Raw genomic sequence first — 20,165 nt, 5'->3', positions numbered from 1 at the left:
GCTGATGAACGCAGCTTGAACGGTTCGAGCACCAAGGCCTTGAAATTGCCGGGCGCAATCACGATATCCCGGTCATCGGATGCAGTCGTCGATCACCAAGCCGCACCATGGAGCGCATGGAGAATTGACCTGCCTATCGCGAGATTATCGTTAACGCTCCGTTAACCTTTCGCGGGCAGTCTGACCGCAATATTCGCTTTCACTTTGACCACGGATGTACTGGCACTGATGCGAAGCGAATGACGAAAGGCCGGTTTCAACCCGGCCTTTTTGTTCCTCTGGCGCCCCGATCTTTAAAAATCGGTGCGCCTTTTTTCATTTCATCGACGCCGATTACGCCGCCAGCGCTTCCATGATGCGGATCCAGGAGCGGATGCCCTTGTGATAGGACGTCAGCTCGTACTTCTCGTTCGGAGAATGGATGCGGTCGTCGCTGAGGCCGAAGCCGACCAGCAGCGATTCCATGCCGAGCATCTTCTGGAAATCGCCGACGATCGGGATCGAGCCGCCCATGCCGATAACGACGGCGGGCTTCGGCCATTCGTCGGAGAGCGCCGTCTTTGCCTTGGTCAGAACAGGCGAGTCATAGGACAGGTGGATGGCCGGCGAGCCGCCATGCGGGTGGAACTCGACCGAGCAATCGGCGGGGAGTTGCGAGCGCACATAGGCGCGGAAGCTGTCGCGGATGGCGGCCGGGTCCTGCGTGCCGACGAGGCGGAAGGAGACCTTGGCGGAGGCCTTTGCGGCGATCACGGTCTTGAAGCCTTCGCCGGTATAGCCGCCCCAGATGCCGTTGACTTCAGCGGTCGGGCGGGCCCAGGTGAGCTCCAGCACCGAGCGGCCCTTTTCGCCCGAGGGAACCGACAGGCCGACCTCGCCGAGGAAGCCCTCGGTGGTGAGGCCCAGCGTTTCCCAGGAAGCCTTGATATTTGCAGGGGTTTCCTCGACGCCATTATAGAAGCCATCCAGCGTGATGCGGCCGGTGTCGTCGTGCAGGCCGGCGAGGATCTTCGTCAGGATATGGATCGGGTTGGCTGCCGCACCGCCGAAGAGGCCCGAATGCAGATCGCGGTCGGCTGCGGTGACGACCACTTCTTCGCCGACCAGGCCGCGCAGGGCGGCGGCGATCGCCGGCGTGTCGCGATCCCACATGCTGGTATCGCAGACCAGCGCATAGTCGGCCTTCAGCTCGGCGGCGTTGGCCTCCAGGAACGGCTTCAGCGATGGTGAGCCGGATTCTTCCTCGCCCTCGAACAGGATCGTGACGCGCACGGGCAGCGCGCCGTTGATTTCCTTATAGGCACGGCAGGCTTCGACGAAGGTCATCAGCTGGCCCTTGTCGTCGGCGGTGCCGCGGCCGGTCAGGATCTTGCGGCCGCCCGCTTCCTGCACGGAAGGCTCGAAGGGGTCGTTGTCCCAGAGATCGATCGGATCGACCGGCTGCACGTCATAGTGACCGTAGAAGAGCACATGCGGAGCCGAAGAATTGGCGCCATCGTGATGGGCGACGACCATCGGGTGGCCGGGCGTGGTGCGCACCGAAGCGTCGAAACCGATGTCGCGGAGATAAGCCACCAGCCACTTGGCCGCCTTGTGGCAATCATCCTTGTAGGCGGGATCGGTCGAGATCGACTTGATCCGCAACAGCTCGAACAGCTTGTCGAGGCTCGAGGGCAAATTCTGGTCCGCACGCGCGAGAACCGGCATCAGGTCAGGCATTTCCGACTCCTTCTTGAATTTTTGCCGGACGATAGACCAAAGCATCAGCGCTTTCGAGGTGAAAAACGAAATTTCGGGCATCCGCTTGACAGGGCGAAAACGCACATCGAATGCTGGGAAAAGTTGCAATTTGCAATTCATAGTTATTTAAGAAGACGCTTGATAACTTCCGGAGATTGGTGCTGGAGGTGGCTGATGTTTACCGTGATCGCCTGTATTCGTGACAATCATGACTGGCGCTTGATCATTGCCGCCGTCGTCGTCTGTTTCATCGGAAATCTCACCGCCATGCTGCTGCTCTTCCGCGCGCAGCAATGCGATCGCGCTCAGCAGCGCAACTGGATCATGGCCTCGGCTTTCGCCATCGGCGTCGGCATCTGGGCCACCCACTTCATTTCCATGCTCGCTTATGACGGCGGCTATTCGATCGCCTACGGGCTGGGGCTCACCACACTCTCGGTTGTGATCGCCATCGGCGTTTCCTATCTGGCGCTGCTTGTCGCCACCGAGGGCACTAGCCGCTTCGCCTTCGCGCAGGGCGGCGCGCTGATGGCGCTGGGGATCACTGCCATGCACCTTACCGGCATGCAGGCGGTCGAGGGCCAGTTCAACATTCTCTTCAACGCGACGGCGACACTCTCGGCGCTTGTGATCAGCGCAGCGCTCGCGAGCGTTGCCTTCCTGATCTTCCGTTCGCTATCCGGCTCCAAGCGGGTGCTGCTTTCCGCAACCGCAATGGTGCTGGCGATCGCCGCCGCGCATTTCGTGTCGATGAGCTTCATCGCGCTGGTCCCCTAGCCGGGACGGCAGATGACGGCTGCCATCGTCGAGCCGAAGGCGCTGGCGGGTGTCGTCATGGCGGTCTCGACGGCGCTCATTCTCGCATCGCTCGGCATGGTCTTCCTGGCAAGCCATCTCACCGACCTCAAGGGCCTGGCGAACGCCACGATGGAGGGGCTGCTGGTGCTTTACGAGGGAATGATCCTCGACGCCAACGAGCGGTTCCTCGAAATGTCCGGCTGGCAGCTCAACGAATTGCGCGGCCAGAAACCGGATTTCCTGCTGCTGCCCCCAGGCGGGCTGCAATCCGGCGTGCACCACGAGACGCTGCTTACCACCCACAGCGAGACGGAACTGCCGGTCGAACTGATGGCGCGGCGGATGATCTATCGCGGCCGCAGCTGCGATATCCTGGCCGTGCGCGACCTGACGGAACGCAAGCGCGCCGAGCAAATGATCGAGCATCTGGCCCAGCATGACGTGCTGACCGGCCTTCCGAACCGCTCGCTCTTCGACACGCGCCTCAGACAAGCAATCCAGGTGGCGCAGCGCAAGCGCGCGCAGGTCGCCGTCTTCTATCTCGATCTCGATCGCTTCAAGGCCGTCAACGACCTGTTCGGCCATGCCGAGGGCGACCGGCTTCTGTGCAAGGTCTCCGCGATCCTGCAGCGCGTGGCCGACGACAGTGCCACCATCGCGCGGCTTGGCGGCGACGAGTTCGCCATCATCCAGAGCGGCAAGCCGCAGCCCGATGGCGCGCGTGGCCTTGCCGACGCGATCCTTGCCGGCGTTGCGGCCGAAATGGACGTCGCCCGCGACCCGACCGCCGTCGGCGTCAGCATCGGCATCGCGGTCTATCCCGCCGATGGCGATACCGGCGAGCTTCTCTGCATCAACGCCGATACGGCGCTTTACCGCGCCAAGCATGCCGGGCGCGGCAAGGCCTGCTTCTTCGACGCGGAGATGGATGCCGCCGTCAAGGCGCGGCGCGAGATCGAAAACGAGCTGCGCCACGCGATCACCCGCAACCAGCTTTTCGTCAACTACCAGCCGATCCTCGACAGCCGCACCGGCAGCATCAGCGGCTACGAGGCGCTGATGCGCTGGAACCGGCCGGGGCATGGAAGCTCGGAGCCCGACGTCTTCATCAAAATCGCCGAGGAGAGCGGGATCATCGTGCAGCTCGGCGAATGGGTGCTGCGCCAGGCCTGCACGGAGGCGGCGCGCTGGCCGCAGCCGCTGACGATCGCCGTCAACGTCTCGCCGGTGCAATTCATGCTGCCCAATCTCTACGACCGGGTGGCGGCCATTCTGCACGAGACCGGGCTTGCGCCGCAGCGGCTGGAGCTCGAAATCACCGAGGCTGCCTTCATCCGCGACCGGGTGGCCACGATCTCGACGCTGATGCGGCTGCATGGTCTCGGCGTCCGCATCGTCATGGACGATTTCGGCACCGGCTTCTCCTCGCTCTCCAACCTGCGCGCCCTTCCCTTCGACAAGATCAAGGTCGACCGCAGCTTTACCGGCATTCTCGAGCACGACGCCGCCGCCCGCTCGATCGTGCGCGCCATCATCGGGCTCGGCCACAGCCTTGGGATACAGGTGGTGACGGAGGGCGTGGAAACAGAACTGCAGCGCCAGATCGTCACCAACGAGGGCTGCGAGCAGATGCAGGGGCTGCTTCTCGGCAAACCGGATATCGAGCCGAGCGTGAAGATGGCGGCGCGCGAGAGTTATCTGTCTGCACACGAGAAGCAGCAGAAGACGGTGTTGCTTTATCCGCAGGTGGTTTCGACGTCGAAGTAGGGGGCATCATCTGGGGCGGAAGACAGGGCCGGGCGTTTCGGATAGGCTGCGCCTTCCCGCCGATTTGCCAGACATTCCGCCGACATGACCGATAATCCCGACGACCCGCCCGCCATCGATGCTCACGACAAGCTTGAGATCTTCACCGATGGCTGCTGCGAGCCCGGCTCCGGCAACGGCGGCTGGGGCTTTGCCGTCTACCGCGATGGCGTCGAGATCGCGTCCGGCCATGGCGGCGCTGGCAAGACCGCCAACAACGCGATGGAGGCGACCGCCGTTCTGAAGGCATCGGAATGGGTCAACGCCCATGCGGCGGAGGAGACGGTGACGATCTGGTCGGATTCGGTCTACGCGGTGAAGGGCTGCAACGAGTGGCGGCCGATCTGGCGGAATAACGGCTTCAAGAAGATTACCGCCAATAGCCGGCTCAGAAGCCGTGGCATCGCCGACGCCGATCTCTGGAGGGCGATCGACGCGGCACTCTCGGGATCAGCGACGATCACCATTTCATGGTGCAAGGGCCATGCCGGCACCGAGGGGAACGAGCGAGCCGACAGGTTGGCGGACAGCGGGCGGCTGTCGATCGCGGTGAAAGCCCCGCTCAAGCGATCGCGATGATCTCCAGCTCCTGGCCGCCGGCATCGACCACGTCGCCGACAGCCTTGCCGATCAGCACGCGCGCCACCGGCGAGACGTAAGAGATCGACCCTGCCTTCGGATCGGCCTCGTCCTCGCCGACGATGCGATAGGTCTGCACGCGCCCGTCCTCGCGCTCGAAGGTGACGAGGCTGCCGAAGGCGACGGTATCGCTGGACGTAGGCGCAGGCATGAGCTGGGCAGTGCCGAGGCGGGCCGCGAAGTAGCGGGAATCGCGCAACGGCGCGGCACCCTGGCGGCGGCGCTCGTTGATATCCTCGATCCCCAAGGTCGCCTCATAGGCCTCGCGCGCTTGGCTAAGATTGAGCTCCAGCGCCTTCAATCCGGCCTCGGTGACGAGGTTCGGATGTGGCGAAATCGGCCGATCGGGAATCAGTGTTTCCGATGCCGTTTCGAAGCTTTCTTCCTTGGTGAAGGCGACCGCCAATCTCTACTCCATGCCGATATCAGGGACGTCTTCGCCCCTTGCTTGTTCGCAACAGCATATACCGGCGCGGCGGCGAGCGCCAACGCCGGCAAGATGCCGCACGATCCCGCTCAGGCCTTCGTGCCGAAGACGACCTCTTCCAGCCATGGATTGGAGAACTTGCGTTCCGGGTCCATGCGCTCGCGAATGCGGGCGAAGTCGGCCAGTTTTTCGTAGCTCTTGCCGACATGGCGGCGGGTGAAGACCTTGCCCCAGTGCGGCAGGGGCGAGAAAGGCGCCAGCGCCTGCTCGATCTCGGCGGCGGCGGCATCGACCGCCGCTTGGTCGCGAACCCAGGTGAAGTGGATCGACAGCGTATCGCGATGAAACTGCGGGCTGAGCCACAGGCCGTCGGCGGCGACGGTGCGCAGCTCGCCTGATTGGACGAGATGCGCGAATTTCGAGCGGATCGACAAGAGCGCCTCGACGGCGGCCGCACCATGCTTGCGGGGCACATGATATTCGGACTGGATCTCGGCGCCACTGCTTGGCGTGAAACCCATCTTGAAATGCGGCAGCCGGTCCGACCAGCGGCCGAAGGCGCCCAGCTGCTCGGTGGCGTTTTCGGCATCGAGGCCGATGATCGGATGACGTTTGATGTCGGCATTGACCGCGCCATGCAGGGCATCGGGATGATTGCCACTCTTTTCCGTCTCCTTCAGCCAGACCGCACCGGCCTTCTCGCCCCATTGCGTGAAGACGCTGACGCTATAGGCTGCGGCCATGATGGCATCGAGGTTGGCGAGCAGCGCATCCCAGCTCAGCCCCTCATAGACGTGCTGCGCGACCTGGAATTCCGGCTGGACATCCAGCGTCACGCGGGTGACGACGCCGAGCGCGCCTAGATGCACGACCATGCCTTCGAAATCGGCGTCGCCGCGCTTCACTTTCACCAGGCTGCCATCGCCGGCGACGAATTCGAGGCCGGAGACGGCCGTGGCCAGATTACCGTTTCTATCGCCCGAGCCATGCGTCGCGGTCGCGATCGCGCCGGCGATCGAGATGTGCGGAAGGGATGCGAGATTGTGGATCGCGAGCTGGTGGCGCTGCAGGAAGAGCGCGAGCTCGCCATAGGTGCAGTGGCCGGCGACCGAGACCTGGCGGCCGCCGCTTTCGACGACAGGATCGATCGGCATCCGCTCGAGCGACATGGCAGAGCTGCCATCGACGATGGCGTTGAACGAGTGGCGCGAGCCGAGCGTCTTTACCGCCGCCGACCGCGCGACGATCGCACGTATCTCCTCAATGGAAGACGGGTAATGGCAGTCCTTGAAACCATAGTGAAAGCTTTCCGCCCAATTGGCGGCAGGCACCTGCGTCATGAGTGAACCTCCTCGAATCCCGCGGGAGTGGTAGCACGACGATAGAGGCGGAGACAAAGGAAACCCTCTTTCCCTCAGCCGCGAATCTCCTAGATTGCGCAGTATTCGCATAAGCTTATCGACGGGGAGGATGGAATGGCGGAGAAGACGAAGGGTGCCGCGGGCGAGGAAGCCGATGCGTCACAGCTGATCGACCAGCGGATCGCGGAGCTGACCGACTGGCGCGGCGCAATGCTGGCCAATGCGCGGCGCATCATCCGGGGTGCCGATCCAGAGGTGATCGAGACGTGGAAGTGGCGCGGCGTTCCGGTGTGGGAGCGTTCCGGCATCATCTGCACCGGCGAGACCTACAAGACCGCCGTGAAGCTGACCTTCGCCAAGGGCGCATCGCTCGGCGATCCCTCCGGCCTGTTCAACGCCAGCCTCGAGGGGAATGCGCGGCGCGCCATCGACTTCCACGAGGGAGACACGATCGACGCGCCGGCACTTACGGCACTGGTGCGGGCGGCGATCGCGCTCAACATGACGAAGGCCACTAAGAAACCGAAGAGCTGAGCGGGCGGCCCGCCGCCCACCGAACACATACCGCGGAGGATAGTCTGATGCCGAAGATCGACGTCGCCAACGTGCCCCGCGTCAAGGGCTCGCCTTATCCGGAGCCGCATGCGGCGGCCTGCGCCGAGCGGATCCGCCAGCGGCTGGGTGACGCCGGCGGGCTTTCCGATTTCGGCATCAACCTCATGCACCTGCCGCCGGGAAACTGGTCGAGCCAGCGGCACTGGCATTCGCATGAGGACGAGTTCGTCTATGTGCTCTCGGGCGAGGTGGTGCTGGTCGAGGATGACGGCGAGACGCCGCTTCGCGCAGGCGATTGCGCCGCCTTTCCCAAGAATACCGGCAACGGTCATCACCTCATCAACCGGTCCGATGCGATGGCGATTTATCTGGAAATCGGCTCACGGGACATGGCCGACCTCACCACCTGTTCCGACATCGACATGATGAGCGCGAATGCCGATGGCCGGTTCGTTCACAAGGATGGGAGCCCCTATCCGAAACCTTGACACCCCTGCCCGCGACCTTCACCCATGAGAACCGGGGACGCATAATATTCATTTGTTCATGATTTTGTGCGAGGCATCTCATACACGGACTTAGGTGGGGAGCACGTTTGCAATGGCTGTTGCGCGCGCATTCGGTACGTCTTCCGCGGATGTGAAACAGCGGGAACTTGAGCGTCTGGCGGCGCTGGAGCAGCTCGACCTGCTCGATTCACCGCGCGATGAAGGCTTCGAGCGGATCGTTCGGCTGATCAAGGAAGTGTTCACCGTCGACATCGGCCTGGTGTCGCTGATCGACGCGCACCGCCAATGGTACAAGGCCTGCTCCGGTCTCTCGAACAGCGAAGTGCCGCGCGAGGATTCCTTCTGCCGTTTCGTGGTGGATCTCGACACGGCCGTGATCGTGCCCGACGCCACCCGCGACCCGCGCTTTGCCGCCCACCCCGCCGTGACAGGTGAAAATCACGTTCGCTTCTATGCCGGCGTTCCGCTGCGCACCAAGAGCGGCCACACCGTCGGCACCGTCTGCGCGATCGACCGCACGGCGCGCTCCTTCGGGCGCAAGGATCTGACCATTCTTGAAGAGATTGCCGGCGTCGCCATGGACCGCATCGAGCTGATGCAATCGGCGGCGACCGACAGCCTGACCGAGGGCCTGACGCGCCGCGCCTTCAAGGAAGAGACGGACCAGCTGATCGGCGCTGCGCTGCGCAACCAGAAAAGCCTCGCCTGCATCGTGCTCGACATCGACCACTTCAAGACCGTCAACGACACGCATGGCCATGCGGCCGGCGACGAGGTGCTGAAGGCGGTGTCTTCGATCTGCCGCTCGGTGCTTCGAAGCGGCGACCTGTTCGGCCGGCTGGGTGGCGAGGAATTCGCGATCATCCTGCCCAATGTCGACCGCGACGGCGCACTCGTCGTGGCCGAAAGACTTCGGGCGGCGATCTCGGCCGAGCCGATCGTCGGCGAGTTCGGCTCGCTCGAGGTGACGGCGAGCTTCGGGATTTCGGCGCTCTCGATCGTCTGCAAGGAGATCGACACGCTGCTGGCCCAGGCGGATGCCGCCATGTACGAGGCCAAGCGCAGCGGCCGCAACCGCTGCCTCTGCTGGCAATCGATCAGCTCGGATCAGCCGAGCGGCGCGCGCCGACGCGTGCTGAAGGCCGGCTCGATCCTCTTCAACGACCGTCGCTCGACGATCGATTGCACCATCCGCTCGCTCGGCGCCGACAGCGCCGCACTCTCGGTTTCGAGCTCAACGGGAATCCCGGCCGAGTTCGTATTGATGATCAAGGGCGAAGGCTTCGAGACGCATTGCCGGGTGGTCGCGCAGGACCGGCAAAACCTGGAAGTTGCGTTCCGGGGCTGAGCCCATTGCGCTCAAAGGGCGAAAAAGCGGCGAAATTCGTAAGAATTCGAAACAACTTGTGACTAAGTGGCTCCAAAAGCTGACCTTTTCGTCTTGAAGCTGAAACATAGATATCGGATATTACGTGCACGTTAAGGAAGACGTCATGATCCGTATGATTGAAGATCCCGCCGAATTGGCCGGGGAAGACATCACCGGCAAGTATATCTTGCGGAAATTGAACTACCACTGGTTTGCCTATGGCAAGGCCGGCATCGTGACCGCGTGCAAGGGCACGATCCTTCATATCGATCGCGAAGAGACCGTCTATTCCGAGCGCTGGGGTCGCCGCGCCTATACGGGTAGCGGCAAGCGCTATCCCGGCGGCATCTGCCCGATATCGGCCATTGCCTGCGTCTGCGATACGCCGGATGAAGTGAACGCCGTCATTCAGCTTGATGTCGAGGCACAGGACGAGTTCTATCAGCTGATCGCCAAGACCGAAGCGCGCGTGCAGGCTCTGGCCGCATCCTCGCAGAACCAGATCTACCTCGCCGCCGCCGAATAAGGCGCCGGCTTCCCTCCCTGATGGTGCGGCTCGCGCCGGGGCCACACCCACATCTTAGAGCTTCTTGGCATTCTCCAGCAGACGACGGATGTATTCGAGCGTCAGCTCGCGCTCGAATGTCTTGAAGCCATCGAACAGAGCGAGATCGGCCTCGCGGGCGGCCAGCACCGCATCGTTTTCCATCGTTTTCGCGCGGTCGGTGAGGAACACCAGCTGAGCACGCTTGTCTGACGGATGCGGGCGGCGCTCGATCAGACCGTCACGCTCCATGCGCGACAGCGTGTTGGCCATGGTCGCCTGCTCGATATCGACACGGGCGAGCAGCTGCTTCTGCGTCAGCCCGTCTTCGGCCCAAAGCTCCAGCAGAATCGGAAACTGACCCGGCGAAAAACCCAACCTTGCCGCGCGCTGCTGCAGCGAGCGGGCAAAGCCCTTGGCCAGCTGGCTGGCGAGATAGGCTCCCGAGTCCATTCGTTCCGTTCCCATTTTTTCAGTTAGGCGCAAAACCCAGCCACGAGCAATGCAACAAATCGTATGCGATGCTTTGAAAGACAGACATTCATATTCATATTCATACAGCTGGAGATAGTGCAGAAAAACAAAGCCGCCATAGCCTGGAGGTAAGGCTATGGCGGCTTCAAATAGGGGACAAAGGCCCGGAGAGGGGATGAGGCCTTTGTCCAAGTCCAATGCGGCGGGGGACGAGCCGACAATCAGACCCTCGACGTGATCAATGTCGCGTCGGTGATATTTATTTGTAGTTCCGAATGTGGCTTTTCAAGGGAAAGAAAAGAATTGACTATTACATTTTGGTAACAGTCCGGTGAGCGGCTTGCGAAGGATTATGCCGCAGGTGGCAAGCGCGGGCCGATGAGGCGTTCGAGTTCGGCGAGGCGCTCCTCGATGTCGTTGACCGACATCCGGTTCTGATAACTGTCCTGCACGGCGTTGATCACTTCGTTGTACTGGCGCAGGCTGTCGGAGCGCAGTTCCTGGATATGATCGGCGAGATCATGTGTCCGGCCTTCTAGGTCGTCTATGCGCTTCAAGATTGCGCCGAGTCGGAGTTCCATTTCCGAGCGAAACTGACCTATCTCGGAGCGAAACTGGCCCATCTCGGCCCGTAACTGGCCGACGTCGGCTCGTGCCTGGCCAATCTCAATTCTCAGCTGGCCAACTTCCAGCTTCACGCTTCCCATATCAGCCCTGAGTTCGATCAAGTCGCTTTCGAACTTGGTCATGGAACGCCCTAGCTTGAAAAATTCGACGTCGTACCGACCCATCGCGTCGACCTGCCGGGCGACCTGCGTACTCAACCCCTTCATGCCATCGATAAGCACGGAGAGTTGGCTGAGAAAGTATCTCTGAGATTCAGGGGCTCCAGACATCGCGGGCTCTCGTTAAGCGCAAACCTAATGTACGGGCGAAAAACACCTGAAACAAGCCGCAGCTATTGAGGGGTTATGGCCGTTTCCGCGCGTTTTCCGGCACTTCCCAAGCATGTGCGCAACGCTTGGACACCCTAACTTTATATGGACCTCGCAAGGCCGGCGCGCTATCCATGCTGCCATGAAAAAAGGCGATCATCTCTTTCTTGTCGACGGCTCCGGATTCATCTTTCGAGCCTTCCATGCCCTGCCGCCGCTGACGCGCAAATCCGATGGGCTGCCTGTCGGCGCCGTCTCGGGTTTCTGCAACATGCTGTGGAAGCTCCTGACCGAGGCGCGCGACACGTCGGTGGGCGTGACGCCGACGCATCTGGCCGTCATCTTCGACTATTCGTCGAAGACCTTCCGCAAGGATCTCTACGACGCCTACAAGGCCAACCGCTCGGCGCCGCCGGAAGAGCTGATCCCGCAGTTCGGGCTGATCCGCCAGGCGACGCGGGCCTTCAACCTGCCCTGCATCGAGACCGAGGGTTTCGAGGCCGACGACATCATCGCCACCTATGCGCGGCAGGCGGAAGCGCTCGGCGCCGACGTGACGATCGTCTCCTCCGACAAGGACCTGATGCAGCTCGTCACCGATAACGTCCACATGTACGACAGCATGAAGGACAAGCAGATCGGCATTCCCGACGTGATCGAGAAATGGGGCGTGCCGCCGGAGAAGATGATCGACCTGCAGGCGATGACCGGCGATTCCGTCGACAACGTGCCTGGCATTCCCGGTATCGGCCCGAAGACGGCGGCGACGCTGCTTGCCGAATATGGCGACCTCGACACGCTGCTTGAGCGCGCCACCGAGATCAAGCAGGAGAAGCGCCGGCAGACGATCATCGAGAATGCCGACAAGGCGCGGCTGTCGCGTGAACTCGTCAAGCTCCGCACCGACGTGCCGCTCGACATCGCCGTCACCGACCTCATTCTCGAGGCGCAGGACGGGCCGAAGCTGATCGGCTTCCTGAAGGCCATGCAATTCACCAGCCTGACGCGGCGCGTGGCCGAGGCCTGCGAATGCGACGCTGGTGCCATCGATGCGGTGGACGTGCCGGTCGAGTGGGGCGCCAATGCGCATGGGCCCGACCTCGACGTCGCGGAGCCGGCGCCGGTTGCCGGCGGCACGCCCGAGATCGTCGGTGATGCCGTGGCGGTTCCCGCAAAGGTCAATGGCTCCGCTGCGCCCGAGGGCAGCTTCACGCCATCCGACTTCGCCAAGTCGCGGGCCGATGCCTTCGCCAACCTGCCCTTCGACCATTCGCGCTATGTGACCATCCGCGATGTCGCGACGCTCGACAAGTGGATCGCGGAAGCGCGCGAGACCGGCGTAATCGGCTTCGACACCGAGACGACCTCGCTCGATGCGATGCAGGCCGAGCTCGTCGGCTTCTCGATGGCGATTGCCGATAACGCGAAGAGCCCCACGGGCGTCAACATCCGCGCTGCCTATGTGCCGCTCGGCCACAAGACCGGCGTCGGCGACCTGCTCGGCGGCGGCATGGCCGAGAACCAGATCGCGATGCGCGATGCGCTGCCGAGGCTTAAGGCGCTGCTCGAGGACCAGTCGGTGCTCAAGGTGGCGCAGAACCTGAAATACGACTACCTGCTGATGAAGCGCTACGGCATCGAGACGAAGAACTTCGACGACACGATGCTGATCTCCTACGTGCTCGACGCCGGCACCGGCGCGCATGGCATGGATCCGCTGTCGGAGAAATTCCTCAACCACAAGCCGATCGCCTACAAGGACGTGGCCGGCAGCGGCAAGTCGAACATCTCCTTCGATCTCGTCGATATCGACCGCGCCACGCATTACGCGGCAGAGGATGCCGACGTGACGCTCAGGCTCTGGATGGTGCTGAAGCCGCGGCTGGCGGCCGAGAAGCTGACCTCCGTCTACGAGCGGCTGGAGCGGCCGCTGCTGCCCGTTCTCGCGCATATGGAAGAGCGGGGCATCACCGTCGACCGGCAGATCCTGTCGCGTCTCTCGGGCGAGCTGGCGCAGGGTGCGGCGAGGCTGGAGGACGAGATCTACCAGCTGGCCGGCGAGCGCTTCAACATCGGCTCGCCGAAGCAGCTGGGCGACATCCTGTTCGGCAAGATGGGCCTTGCCGGCGGCTCGAAGACCAAGACCGGCCAGTGGTCCACCTCGGCCAGCGTGCTGGAGGATCTGGCCGCGGCCGGGCTGGAACTGCCGCGCAAGATCGTCGACTGGCGACAGCTGACCAAGCTCAAATCCACCTATACCGACGCGCTGCCGGGCTATGTGCACCCGCAGACGAAACGGGTGCATACCTCCTACTCGCTGGCTTCTACGACGACGGGGCGGCTTTCTTCGTCGGAACCCAACCTGCAGAACATTCCGGTTCGCACCGCCGAAGGCCGCAAGATCCGCACCGCCTTCATCTCGACGCCGGGTCACAAGCTGATCTCGGCCGACTACAGCCAGATCGAGCTGCGCGTGCTTGCCCATGTCGCCGAAATCCCGCAGCTTACGCAGGCCTTCGCCGACGGGATCGACATTCACGCGATGACGGCGTCCGAGATGTTCGGCGTTCCCGTCGAGGGCATGCCGTCAGAGGTGCGTCGCCGCGCCAAGGCGATCAACTTCGGCATCATCTACGGTATCTCCGCCTTTGGCCTTGCCAACCAGCTCTCCATCGAACGCTCGGAAGCCAGCGACTACATCAAGCGCTATTTCGAGCGCTTCCCCGGCATCCGCAACTACATGGACAGCACCAAGCAGCAGGCGCGCGACAAGGGCTATGTCGAGACAATCTTCGGGCGGCGAATCAACTATCCGGAAATCCGCTCCTCCAACCCCTCGGTTCGCGCCTTCAACGAGCGCGCGGCGATCAACGCCCCGATCCAGGGCTCGGCCGCCGACGTGATCCGCCGGGCGATGATCAAGATGGAGCCGGCGCTGGCCGAGGTCGGGCTTTCCGAGCGGGTGCGCATGCTATTGCAGGTGCACGACGAACTGATCTTCGAGGTCGAGGACGAGGACGTCGACAAGGCCATGCCTGTCATCGTTTCGGTGATGGAAAACGCCACCATGCCGGCGCTCGAAATGCGTGTGCCGCTGAAGGTGGATGCGCGCGCGGCGACCAACTGGGACGAGGCGCACTAGAGCGCCTCGCGTTCGCGCGAAAGCACAAGAAACACTCTAACTTTTTGCATCCACGCATCGGACTTTCCGAAAATCGATTTTGATTTTCGGGCCGATGCGCGGGCGCCTCATCGAAAAATCGCTAAAATTTTCTTTATCAAGCAAGTCACTGAAACCACTCGATTTACGCCTTGCTGCGGCTGTCGCGCAGGGGCGTCGAGAAGGAACTTATTAACCTTCATTTCCTAAGCCGGAAGAGGATAATAGTTACCAATCATGAGTGAGTGGCTGTCGTATGCGCTTTCCTAGAACCAATCTGACGGATGCCGGCGAGGTTTCCGCCGACGCCCAGGGCGAACAGCTGCAGGAACAGGCCGGCGAGAAGCCGGTGCCGCCGATCTGGCAGAATCACTTTTCGCTGGCGCCGAATGTCCGCTTTACCCGCACGCCGGAGAGCCAGATCAACCCGCGCAAGCAGCTGGCCGAGCCGGTGCAGCAGCGGGTGATGGAGCCCGCACAGGTGGCAACACCCGCGCCGACACCTGCCCCGCAGCCCGCCCAAGTGGTGGCACCGGCGGCCGTGAAGGTGATGGCGCCGGTCGCCCAGCCGATCGTCGTGACGCCGCAGCCCGCCGCACAGCCGCGCCAAGGCTATGTTGCCCGCCAGGCCACCACGCAGCCGCAGCCACACGTTCAACAGCAGGCGCTACGCAATGCCTATGCGTCGCAGCCGGCTGGCCCGCGCGCGCCCATCGCTGTTAACGTGCCCTTCGACGTCTACCAGCCGGCAGCCAATGTCGCTGCCGTCGAGGAAAACGCGATCGTCGTTTCCGAGACCGCCGACGAAGCGCAATTCCATGCCTCCTCCAACCTCTCCTCGATCTCCGACTTCGCCTTCTGGGAAGTGATGTCCTTCGAGGATGGCGAGGCGCCGGCCGAGCCGGCGGAAGCGGCACCGCAGGTGCAGATCGTCGCGCCGCAGACCGTCTCCGAGCCCCACTCGATCATCAGCCAGTTCCGCATCATGGAATGGCGCCCGGGCAAGCAGCCCGTGGTCGCCGCGCCCTATGCCGCGCCGCTGCCGGTTGCAGTTACCCCTGCTCCGGTCGCAGCCCCGATCACCGCGCCCGTCGTAACAGTTGCGCCTGCCGTTTCCGTTGCAGCGCCTGTCGTCGTGGCGCCGGCCCCGACCACCGGCCGCGCGCCGATCCGCCAGCCGCTTGCCGTCAGGCTGAAGCAGCAGGCAGCTGCCGCAGAGGCACTGGCGCCCGCCCCTGCCCCGCAGGTCTTGCAGCCCATCGCCATCGAGCCGCAGCCATCAGTAGCGCAGCCGATCGCGCCGATGCCGGTTCGCTCGCAGCCGGCGATCGCACCGCTGGCGCCCGCTGCCCGCATGGTGGCGCACAAGTTCGTGCCCTCCAAGGTCGATGCCTCCGGCTACGAATTCCCCTCCAACTCGCTGCTGCAGGAGCCGCCGGAACGCGTCGGCGAGATCATGTCGCAGGAAGCGCTGGAGCAGAATGCAGGGCTTCTGGAAAGCGTTCTGGAAGATTTCGGCATCAAGGGCGAGATCATCCATGTGCGCCCCGGCCCAGTCGTCACGCTCTATGAATTCGAGCCTGCGCCGGGCGTGAAATCCTCGCGCGTCATCGGCCTTGCCGACGATATCGCCCGCTCGATGTCGGCCCTTTCGGCGCGTGTCGCCGTGGTGCCCGGCCGCAATGTCATCGGCATCGAACTCCCGAACGCGCTGCGCGAGACCGTCTATTTCCGCGAGATGATCGAGAGCGCCGATTTCGAGAAGAGCAGCTACAAGCTGGCGCTCGGGCTCGGCAAGACGATCGGCGGCGAGCCCGTGATCGCCGAGCTTGCGAAGATGCCGCATCTGCTCGTTGCCGGCACCACCGGCTCGGGCAAGTCGGTCGCCGTCAACACCATGATCCTTTCGCTGCTCTACCGGATGACGCCGGAACAGTGCCGGTTGATCATGATCGACCCGAAGATGCTGGAACTGTCGATCTATGACGGCATTCCGCATCTGCTCACCCCCGTCGTGACCGACCCGAAGAAGGCCGTGATGGCGCTGAAGTGGGCGGTGCGCGAGATGGAAGAGCGCTACCGCAAGATGTCGCGCCTCGGCGTGCGCAATATCGACGGCTATAACAGCCGCGTGGCGCAGGCAAAGGATAAGGGCGAGACGATCCACATCATGGTGCAGACCGGCTTCGACCGCAGCACCGGAGCGCCCATCGAGGAACAGCAGGAACTCGACCTGACGCCGATGCCTTACATCGTCGTCATCGTCGACGAGATGGCCGACCTGATGATGGTGGCCGGCAAGGAAATCGAAGGCGCGATCCAGCGTCTGGCGCAGATGGCGCGCGCGGCCGGTATCCACCTGATCATGGCGACGCAGCGTCCCTCGGTCGACGTCATCACCGGCACGATCAAGGCCAACTTCCCGACCCGCATCTCCTTCCAGGTGACGTCCAAGATCGACAGCCGTACGATCCTCGGCGAACAGGGCGCCGAACAGCTGCTTGGCCAGGGCGACATGCTGCACATGCAGGGCGGCGGCCGCATCTCGCGCGTCCACGGGCCGTTCGTCTCCGACGCCGAGGTCGAGAAGGTCGTGGCGCATCTGAAGACGCAGGGCCGCCCGGAATATCTCGACACGGTCACGGCCGACGAAGAGGAAGATGGCGAGGAAGAAGACAGCGCCGTGTTCGACAAGGGCGACATGGCGGCAGAGGACGGCAACGACCTCTACGACAAGGCCGTCAAGGTCGTCCTGCGCGACAAGAAGTGCTCGACCTCCTACATCCAGCGCCGCCTCGGCATCGGCTACAACCGCGCCGCATCGCTCGTCGAGCGCATGGAGAAGGAAGGGCTGGTCGGCCCCGCCAACCATGTAGGCAAGCGCGAGATCGTCAATGGGCGTGGCGAGGGGGATTGAGGTCCCTCGCCATGCGGATCGTGGATGGTAGCGGGCGGTGAGGCGGCTCGCTAGACAGTTCCGCTGACACGCAGAATGATTGGACCCGCCACGAGGCTTACCCCCCTCTGCCTGCCGGGCCACCGGAGCCGAGCCGCGTGTCTCGCCCCGCGCTACGCGCCCCCCACAAGTGGGGAGATCGACTCGGTGAAACGTCTCGCCCAACAATAACGGCAGAGTTAGGGGCTGGCAGCAGATTCAGGTCTTAGCAAAATCCGCCTCGGTCAGCGGAACGGGCCTGTACCCATCGACGTCGGCGATATCGTATTCGCGGCCGAGTGAGGCTGCGATCAGGGCTTCGCCGGATTTCGACATCAGCGCCGGATCGCGCCAGAGGCCTGAAATGATGCGGCCGATGAACTGAGGGGATTCGGAGTTGGAGAGGTCGAAATATGCGGCGTTCTCCATCACCGCTTCGGTGCGGACCAGACCGGGATAGAGTGAGACGGCCGCGACATCGTGCGGGCGCAGGTCATGGGCGAAATCGGCTGCCATCTTGTCAGCTGCGGCCTTGGAGATGCCGTAGATGGCGTTGCCATCATAAAAGCGCGACGCCCAGAACGAGATGTTGACGATTAGGCCGCGCCGGTTTGCGACCATCATCGGCGCCACCGCGCGCGACATCAGGAAGGCTGCCTTGAGCGCCGTGCCGATCATGGCGTCCCAGCGCCAAATAGGCTGCTCCCAGAAGGCGCGCGGCCAGGTGAAATCGCCATTCTCGACCATGTTTTCGTAGCCCGGCCAGGCGTTGTTCACGAGGATATCCAGCTTTCCGCCGGCTGTGACCGCTTCGGCGACACGGTGGGTGTCGGCGTCGTTGGCGTGGTCGCAATGATGAATGACGACGCGGCCGGCGAGCGTGGCGGCTTCGTTGGCGAGGCTTTCGAGGGAGCCTGGGCGCTTGCCTTGGATGTCGGTCTCATGGTGCGTTCGGCCCGTGACATGGACGGTGGCACCCTCGGCGAGCAGCGCAAGCGCGATGCCGCGGCCGACGCCGCGACTTGCGCCGGTGACCAGTGCGACGGTGTCTTTCATGATTTTCTCCCCCCTGTAGCGTCGATGACTTAGCGTGGAAACGCCGGCGTCTGCGCCCCCCTCATCCGGCTGCCGCCACCTTCTCCCCGTCGGGGAGAAGAGACTCGTGGTTGCGCCGCGCAATATTCTCGCCTACATGCCGGCTTGAAATCAACGCTCGACGAGGAGCAACACGGTGCTCCCTGCCACTTCTCCCCGACGGGGAGAAGTGCCGGAGCGTAGCGAGGCGATGAGGGGGTGGAGCGGAAGCGACGCCCTGAGCGACAAGCGAAACCGTCGTCCGCCGGTTTTCGAATTGACAGCCCCGCGTCAACATGATTGATCCGGTGCAGGTTTCGAGTGCCTGCCGCCTGCGGACGCAAGTCACGGTAAAAGCTCGACGTCGATATCATCTCACCCTCGAAGCATTTCGTTGGTGGCAATGCAGGCTCCCTCCTCAATCGAAATGCCTCATCTGAGGAGTGCGTGATGTCTGCGAGACAATCACCCGAAAATCGATTCCTGACCGCGCCCGTGGGCCGGATCTTTGCCACGACCGCTTTGCCGATGGTGGCCATCATGACGATGAGCGGCCTGCTCGGCATCGTCGATGCCGCCTTTCTTGGACGCTTTGTCGGGGAAGAGGCCATAGCGGCCATCAGCATCGCGTTTCCCGTTCTGCTTCTGACCATCGCGCTTTCGACGCTTGTCGGCAGCGGCATGTCCAGTCTGCTTGCGAGACAGCTCGGCGCCGGTGCGCGCGAAGAGGCGGGCGCCACCTTTGCCCGGGCGCATGGCCTGGCCATCATGATCGGCCTGGTGCTGATCCTGCTCTTCCTCGTCGGCGGCTGGACGTTTGCGACGCGGATGGCGGGAACGGCGGAGCCGGTTGCCAGGATGGCCTGGGTTTTCCTGATGATCACCCTCTTAGGCACACCGCTGCAGTTCCTGCTCGGTATCCATGCGGATGCCTGGCGCAACGAAGGCCGGGCGGGCAGCATGGCGCTGATGTCGCTCGGTGTGACATCGATCAACATCCTCTTCAACTACATCCTGATCGTGCCGCTTGCGATGGGCGTCGCGGGGTCGGCTTTGAGCACCGTTTTGGCGCAAGGGGCGGGCCTTGCTCTTCTTATCGAGGGGCGACGACGGTCTCGGGAGATGATGCCGCTTGGCGCTCTGCGGCGGAACGCATGGTATGGGCAATGGGGGCAGATCGCGGCACTCGGCGCTCCCGTCAGCCTCACTTTCCTGGGGATGGCGCTAACGGCAACTTGCGTGGTTCTTGCGCTGCCTTCGTCAGGTGAAGGCCATTCGCAGGCTGTTGCCGCCTATGGCATCATCACGCGCATTCTCGGCTTTGCCTTCCTGCCGCCCATGGCCGCAGCGCTCGCCATGCAGAGCATCGTCGGCAACAATGTCGGAGCCGGGCGCTGGGATCGCGCCGACCAGGTTCTGCGGATTGCAGCAGTAACCGCCTTCATCTACGGCGCCGCCGTCGAACTGCTGCTGCTGACACAAGGCCGACTGATCGCCTCCGCCTTCATCGCCGATGCCGGCGTTATCGAGGAGGTCGCCCGGATTCTTAGACCGATGGCCGCGCTCTATCTGTTTTCGGGGCCGGTGCTGGTGCTCGCACTTTACTTCCAGGCGATCGGCCGACCTCTGCAGGCCGGACTTCTGACGCTGATGAAGTCCTTCGTGCTTGTTCCGGTCGCCATCATCGTCATTGCCGCTTTGCTGGACAGAACGGCCATCTGGTTCGCCTTCCCGATCGCTGACGGGCTGACCGTGGCGATCGCTGCGGTGGTTCTCGGCGCCGTCGTGATACGCGGCGCAGAGCGGATGAGACAGGGGTGATGGGCCCGCCCGCCGTCG

The 20,165-nt window shown here is 63.1% G+C and carries 14 protein-coding genes and 1 pseudogene; 9 read left to right on the top strand and 6 right to left on the bottom strand.

Annotated elements, in window-relative coordinates:
- Window positions 1-333: 333 nt before the first annotated feature.
- The gene (locus QTL96_RS16430) at window positions 334-1,719 is read right to left on the bottom strand and encodes a dipeptidase (protein ID WP_289728442.1); all 1,386 of its coding nucleotides are present in this window, start codon (window positions 1,717-1,719) and stop codon (window positions 334-336) included.
- 195 nt (window positions 1,720-1,914) lie between these two features.
- Between QTL96_RS16430 and QTL96_RS16425 the strand changes: the two are divergent.
- Window positions 1,915-4,305, top strand: a pseudogene (locus tag QTL96_RS16425) (EAL domain-containing protein).
- An 84-nt stretch (window positions 4,306-4,389) separates the two neighbouring features.
- Window positions 4,390-4,923, top strand: a complete 534-nt coding sequence (locus QTL96_RS16420; protein WP_289728441.1) for a ribonuclease H — start codon at window positions 4,390-4,392, stop codon at window positions 4,921-4,923.
- Here QTL96_RS16420 and greA read toward each other — a convergent pair.
- Complete coding sequence (gene greA, locus QTL96_RS16415) at window positions 4,907-5,389, bottom strand: transcription elongation factor GreA (protein ID WP_289728440.1); 483 nt, start codon at window positions 5,387-5,389, stop codon at window positions 4,907-4,909. The two genes, QTL96_RS16420 and greA, sit on opposite strands and share 17 nt — an antisense overlap.
- A gap of 110 nt (window positions 5,390-5,499) precedes the next feature.
- Window positions 5,500-6,750, bottom strand: a complete 1,251-nt coding sequence (locus tag QTL96_RS16410; RefSeq protein ID WP_289728439.1) for a D-arabinono-1,4-lactone oxidase — start codon at window positions 6,748-6,750, stop codon at window positions 5,500-5,502.
- Between the two features lie 135 nt (window positions 6,751-6,885).
- Here QTL96_RS16410 and QTL96_RS16405 point away from each other — a divergent pair, with 135 nt between their 5' ends.
- From QTL96_RS16405 to QTL96_RS16390, 4 genes are all read left to right on the top strand, one after another.
- On the top strand, window positions 6,886-7,305 hold the full coding sequence (locus QTL96_RS16405) for a DUF1801 domain-containing protein (RefSeq protein WP_289728438.1): 420 nt from the start codon (window positions 6,886-6,888) through the stop codon (window positions 7,303-7,305).
- A 47-nt stretch (window positions 7,306-7,352) separates the two neighbouring features.
- Window positions 7,353-7,814, top strand: coding sequence for a cupin domain-containing protein (locus QTL96_RS16400; RefSeq protein ID WP_289728437.1), 462 nt, complete (start codon window positions 7,353-7,355; stop codon window positions 7,812-7,814).
- Window positions 7,815-7,926: 112 nt separating this feature from the next.
- The gene (locus QTL96_RS16395; protein WP_113198805.1) at window positions 7,927-9,183 is read left to right on the top strand and encodes a sensor domain-containing diguanylate cyclase; all 1,257 of its coding nucleotides are present in this window, start codon (window positions 7,927-7,929) and stop codon (window positions 9,181-9,183) included.
- Window positions 9,184-9,328: 145 nt separating this feature from the next.
- Window positions 9,329-9,730 (top strand): hypothetical protein, encoded by a 402-nt coding sequence (locus QTL96_RS16390; RefSeq protein ID WP_113009505.1) that lies wholly within the window; start codon window positions 9,329-9,331, stop codon window positions 9,728-9,730.
- Between the two features lie 54 nt (window positions 9,731-9,784).
- Here QTL96_RS16390 and QTL96_RS16385 read toward each other — a convergent pair whose 3' ends face one another.
- Together QTL96_RS16385 and QTL96_RS16380 are read right to left on the bottom strand one after the other, a co-directional pair.
- Window positions 9,785-10,201 carry a MarR family transcriptional regulator gene (locus QTL96_RS16385; protein WP_018899251.1) on the bottom strand — a complete coding sequence of 139 codons (417 nt, stop codon included), beginning with the start codon at window positions 10,199-10,201 and terminating at the stop codon, window positions 9,785-9,787.
- A 371-nt stretch (window positions 10,202-10,572) separates the two neighbouring features.
- On the bottom strand, window positions 10,573-10,971 hold the full coding sequence (locus QTL96_RS16380; protein WP_289728436.1) for a hypothetical protein: 399 nt from the start codon (window positions 10,969-10,971) through the stop codon (window positions 10,573-10,575).
- 328 nt (window positions 10,972-11,299) lie between these two features.
- On the opposite strand from QTL96_RS16380, the gene polA reads away from it, so the two are divergent.
- Window positions 11,300-14,299: a DNA polymerase I gene (gene polA / locus QTL96_RS16375; RefSeq protein ID WP_289728435.1), complete on the top strand. Its 3,000-nt coding sequence runs from the start codon at window positions 11,300-11,302 to the stop codon at window positions 14,297-14,299.
- Window positions 14,300-14,573: 274 nt separating this feature from the next.
- Complete coding sequence (locus QTL96_RS16370) at window positions 14,574-17,234, top strand: DNA translocase FtsK (protein ID WP_289728434.1); 2,661 nt, start codon at window positions 14,574-14,576, stop codon at window positions 17,232-17,234.
- A gap of 237 nt (window positions 17,235-17,471) precedes the next feature.
- Here QTL96_RS16370 and QTL96_RS16365 read toward each other — a convergent pair whose 3' ends face one another.
- Window positions 17,472-18,308 (bottom strand): SDR family NAD(P)-dependent oxidoreductase, encoded by an 837-nt coding sequence (locus QTL96_RS16365; protein ID WP_289728433.1) that lies wholly within the window; start codon window positions 18,306-18,308, stop codon window positions 17,472-17,474.
- Window positions 18,309-18,776: 468 nt separating this feature from the next.
- On the opposite strand from QTL96_RS16365, the gene QTL96_RS16360 reads away from it, so the two are divergent.
- Window positions 18,777-20,147, top strand: a complete 1,371-nt coding sequence (locus QTL96_RS16360; protein ID WP_289728432.1) for an MATE family efflux transporter — start codon at window positions 18,777-18,779, stop codon at window positions 20,145-20,147.
- Window positions 20,148-20,165 lie beyond the last annotated feature (18 nt).

This window comes from Rhizobium sp. S163, assembly GCF_030380805.1.
Classification (GTDB): Bacteria; Pseudomonadota; Alphaproteobacteria; order Rhizobiales; family Rhizobiaceae; genus Rhizobium.
Note: the sequence above shows the minus strand (reverse complement) of the source record. Positions and strands in the feature narration are given on the sequence as shown.

What these genes read in the sequence shown, in the direction of transcription:
- QTL96_RS16430 (WP_289728442.1), bottom strand. Translation starts at nt 1,719, where the DNA reads ATGCCTGACCTGATGCCGGTTCTCGCGCGTGCGGACCAGAATTTGCCC.
- QTL96_RS16420 (WP_289728441.1), top strand. Translation starts at nt 4,390, where the DNA reads ATGACCGATAATCCCGACGACCCGCCCGCCATCGATGCTCACGACAAG.
- QTL96_RS16410 (WP_289728439.1), bottom strand. Translation starts at nt 6,750, where the DNA reads ATGACGCAGGTGCCTGCCGCCAATTGGGCGGAAAGCTTTCACTATGGT.
- QTL96_RS16405 (WP_289728438.1), top strand. Translation starts at nt 6,886, where the DNA reads ATGGCGGAGAAGACGAAGGGTGCCGCGGGCGAGGAAGCCGATGCGTCA.
- QTL96_RS16400 (WP_289728437.1), top strand. Translation starts at nt 7,353, where the DNA reads ATGCCGAAGATCGACGTCGCCAACGTGCCCCGCGTCAAGGGCTCGCCT.
- QTL96_RS16395 (WP_113198805.1), top strand. Translation starts at nt 7,927, where the DNA reads ATGGCTGTTGCGCGCGCATTCGGTACGTCTTCCGCGGATGTGAAACAG.
- QTL96_RS16390 (WP_113009505.1), top strand. Translation starts at nt 9,329, where the DNA reads ATGATCCGTATGATTGAAGATCCCGCCGAATTGGCCGGGGAAGACATC.
- QTL96_RS16385 (WP_018899251.1), bottom strand. Translation starts at nt 10,201, where the DNA reads ATGGACTCGGGAGCCTATCTCGCCAGCCAGCTGGCCAAGGGCTTTGCC.
- QTL96_RS16380 (WP_289728436.1), bottom strand. Translation starts at nt 10,971, where the DNA reads ATGACCAAGTTCGAAAGCGACTTGATCGAACTCAGGGCTGATATGGGA.
- polA (WP_289728435.1), top strand. Translation starts at nt 11,300, where the DNA reads ATGAAAAAAGGCGATCATCTCTTTCTTGTCGACGGCTCCGGATTCATC.
- QTL96_RS16370 (WP_289728434.1), top strand. Translation starts at nt 14,574, where the DNA reads ATGCGCTTTCCTAGAACCAATCTGACGGATGCCGGCGAGGTTTCCGCC.
- QTL96_RS16365 (WP_289728433.1), bottom strand. Translation starts at nt 18,308, where the DNA reads ATGAAAGACACCGTCGCACTGGTCACCGGCGCAAGTCGCGGCGTCGGC.
- QTL96_RS16360 (WP_289728432.1), top strand. Translation starts at nt 18,777, where the DNA reads ATGTCTGCGAGACAATCACCCGAAAATCGATTCCTGACCGCGCCCGTG.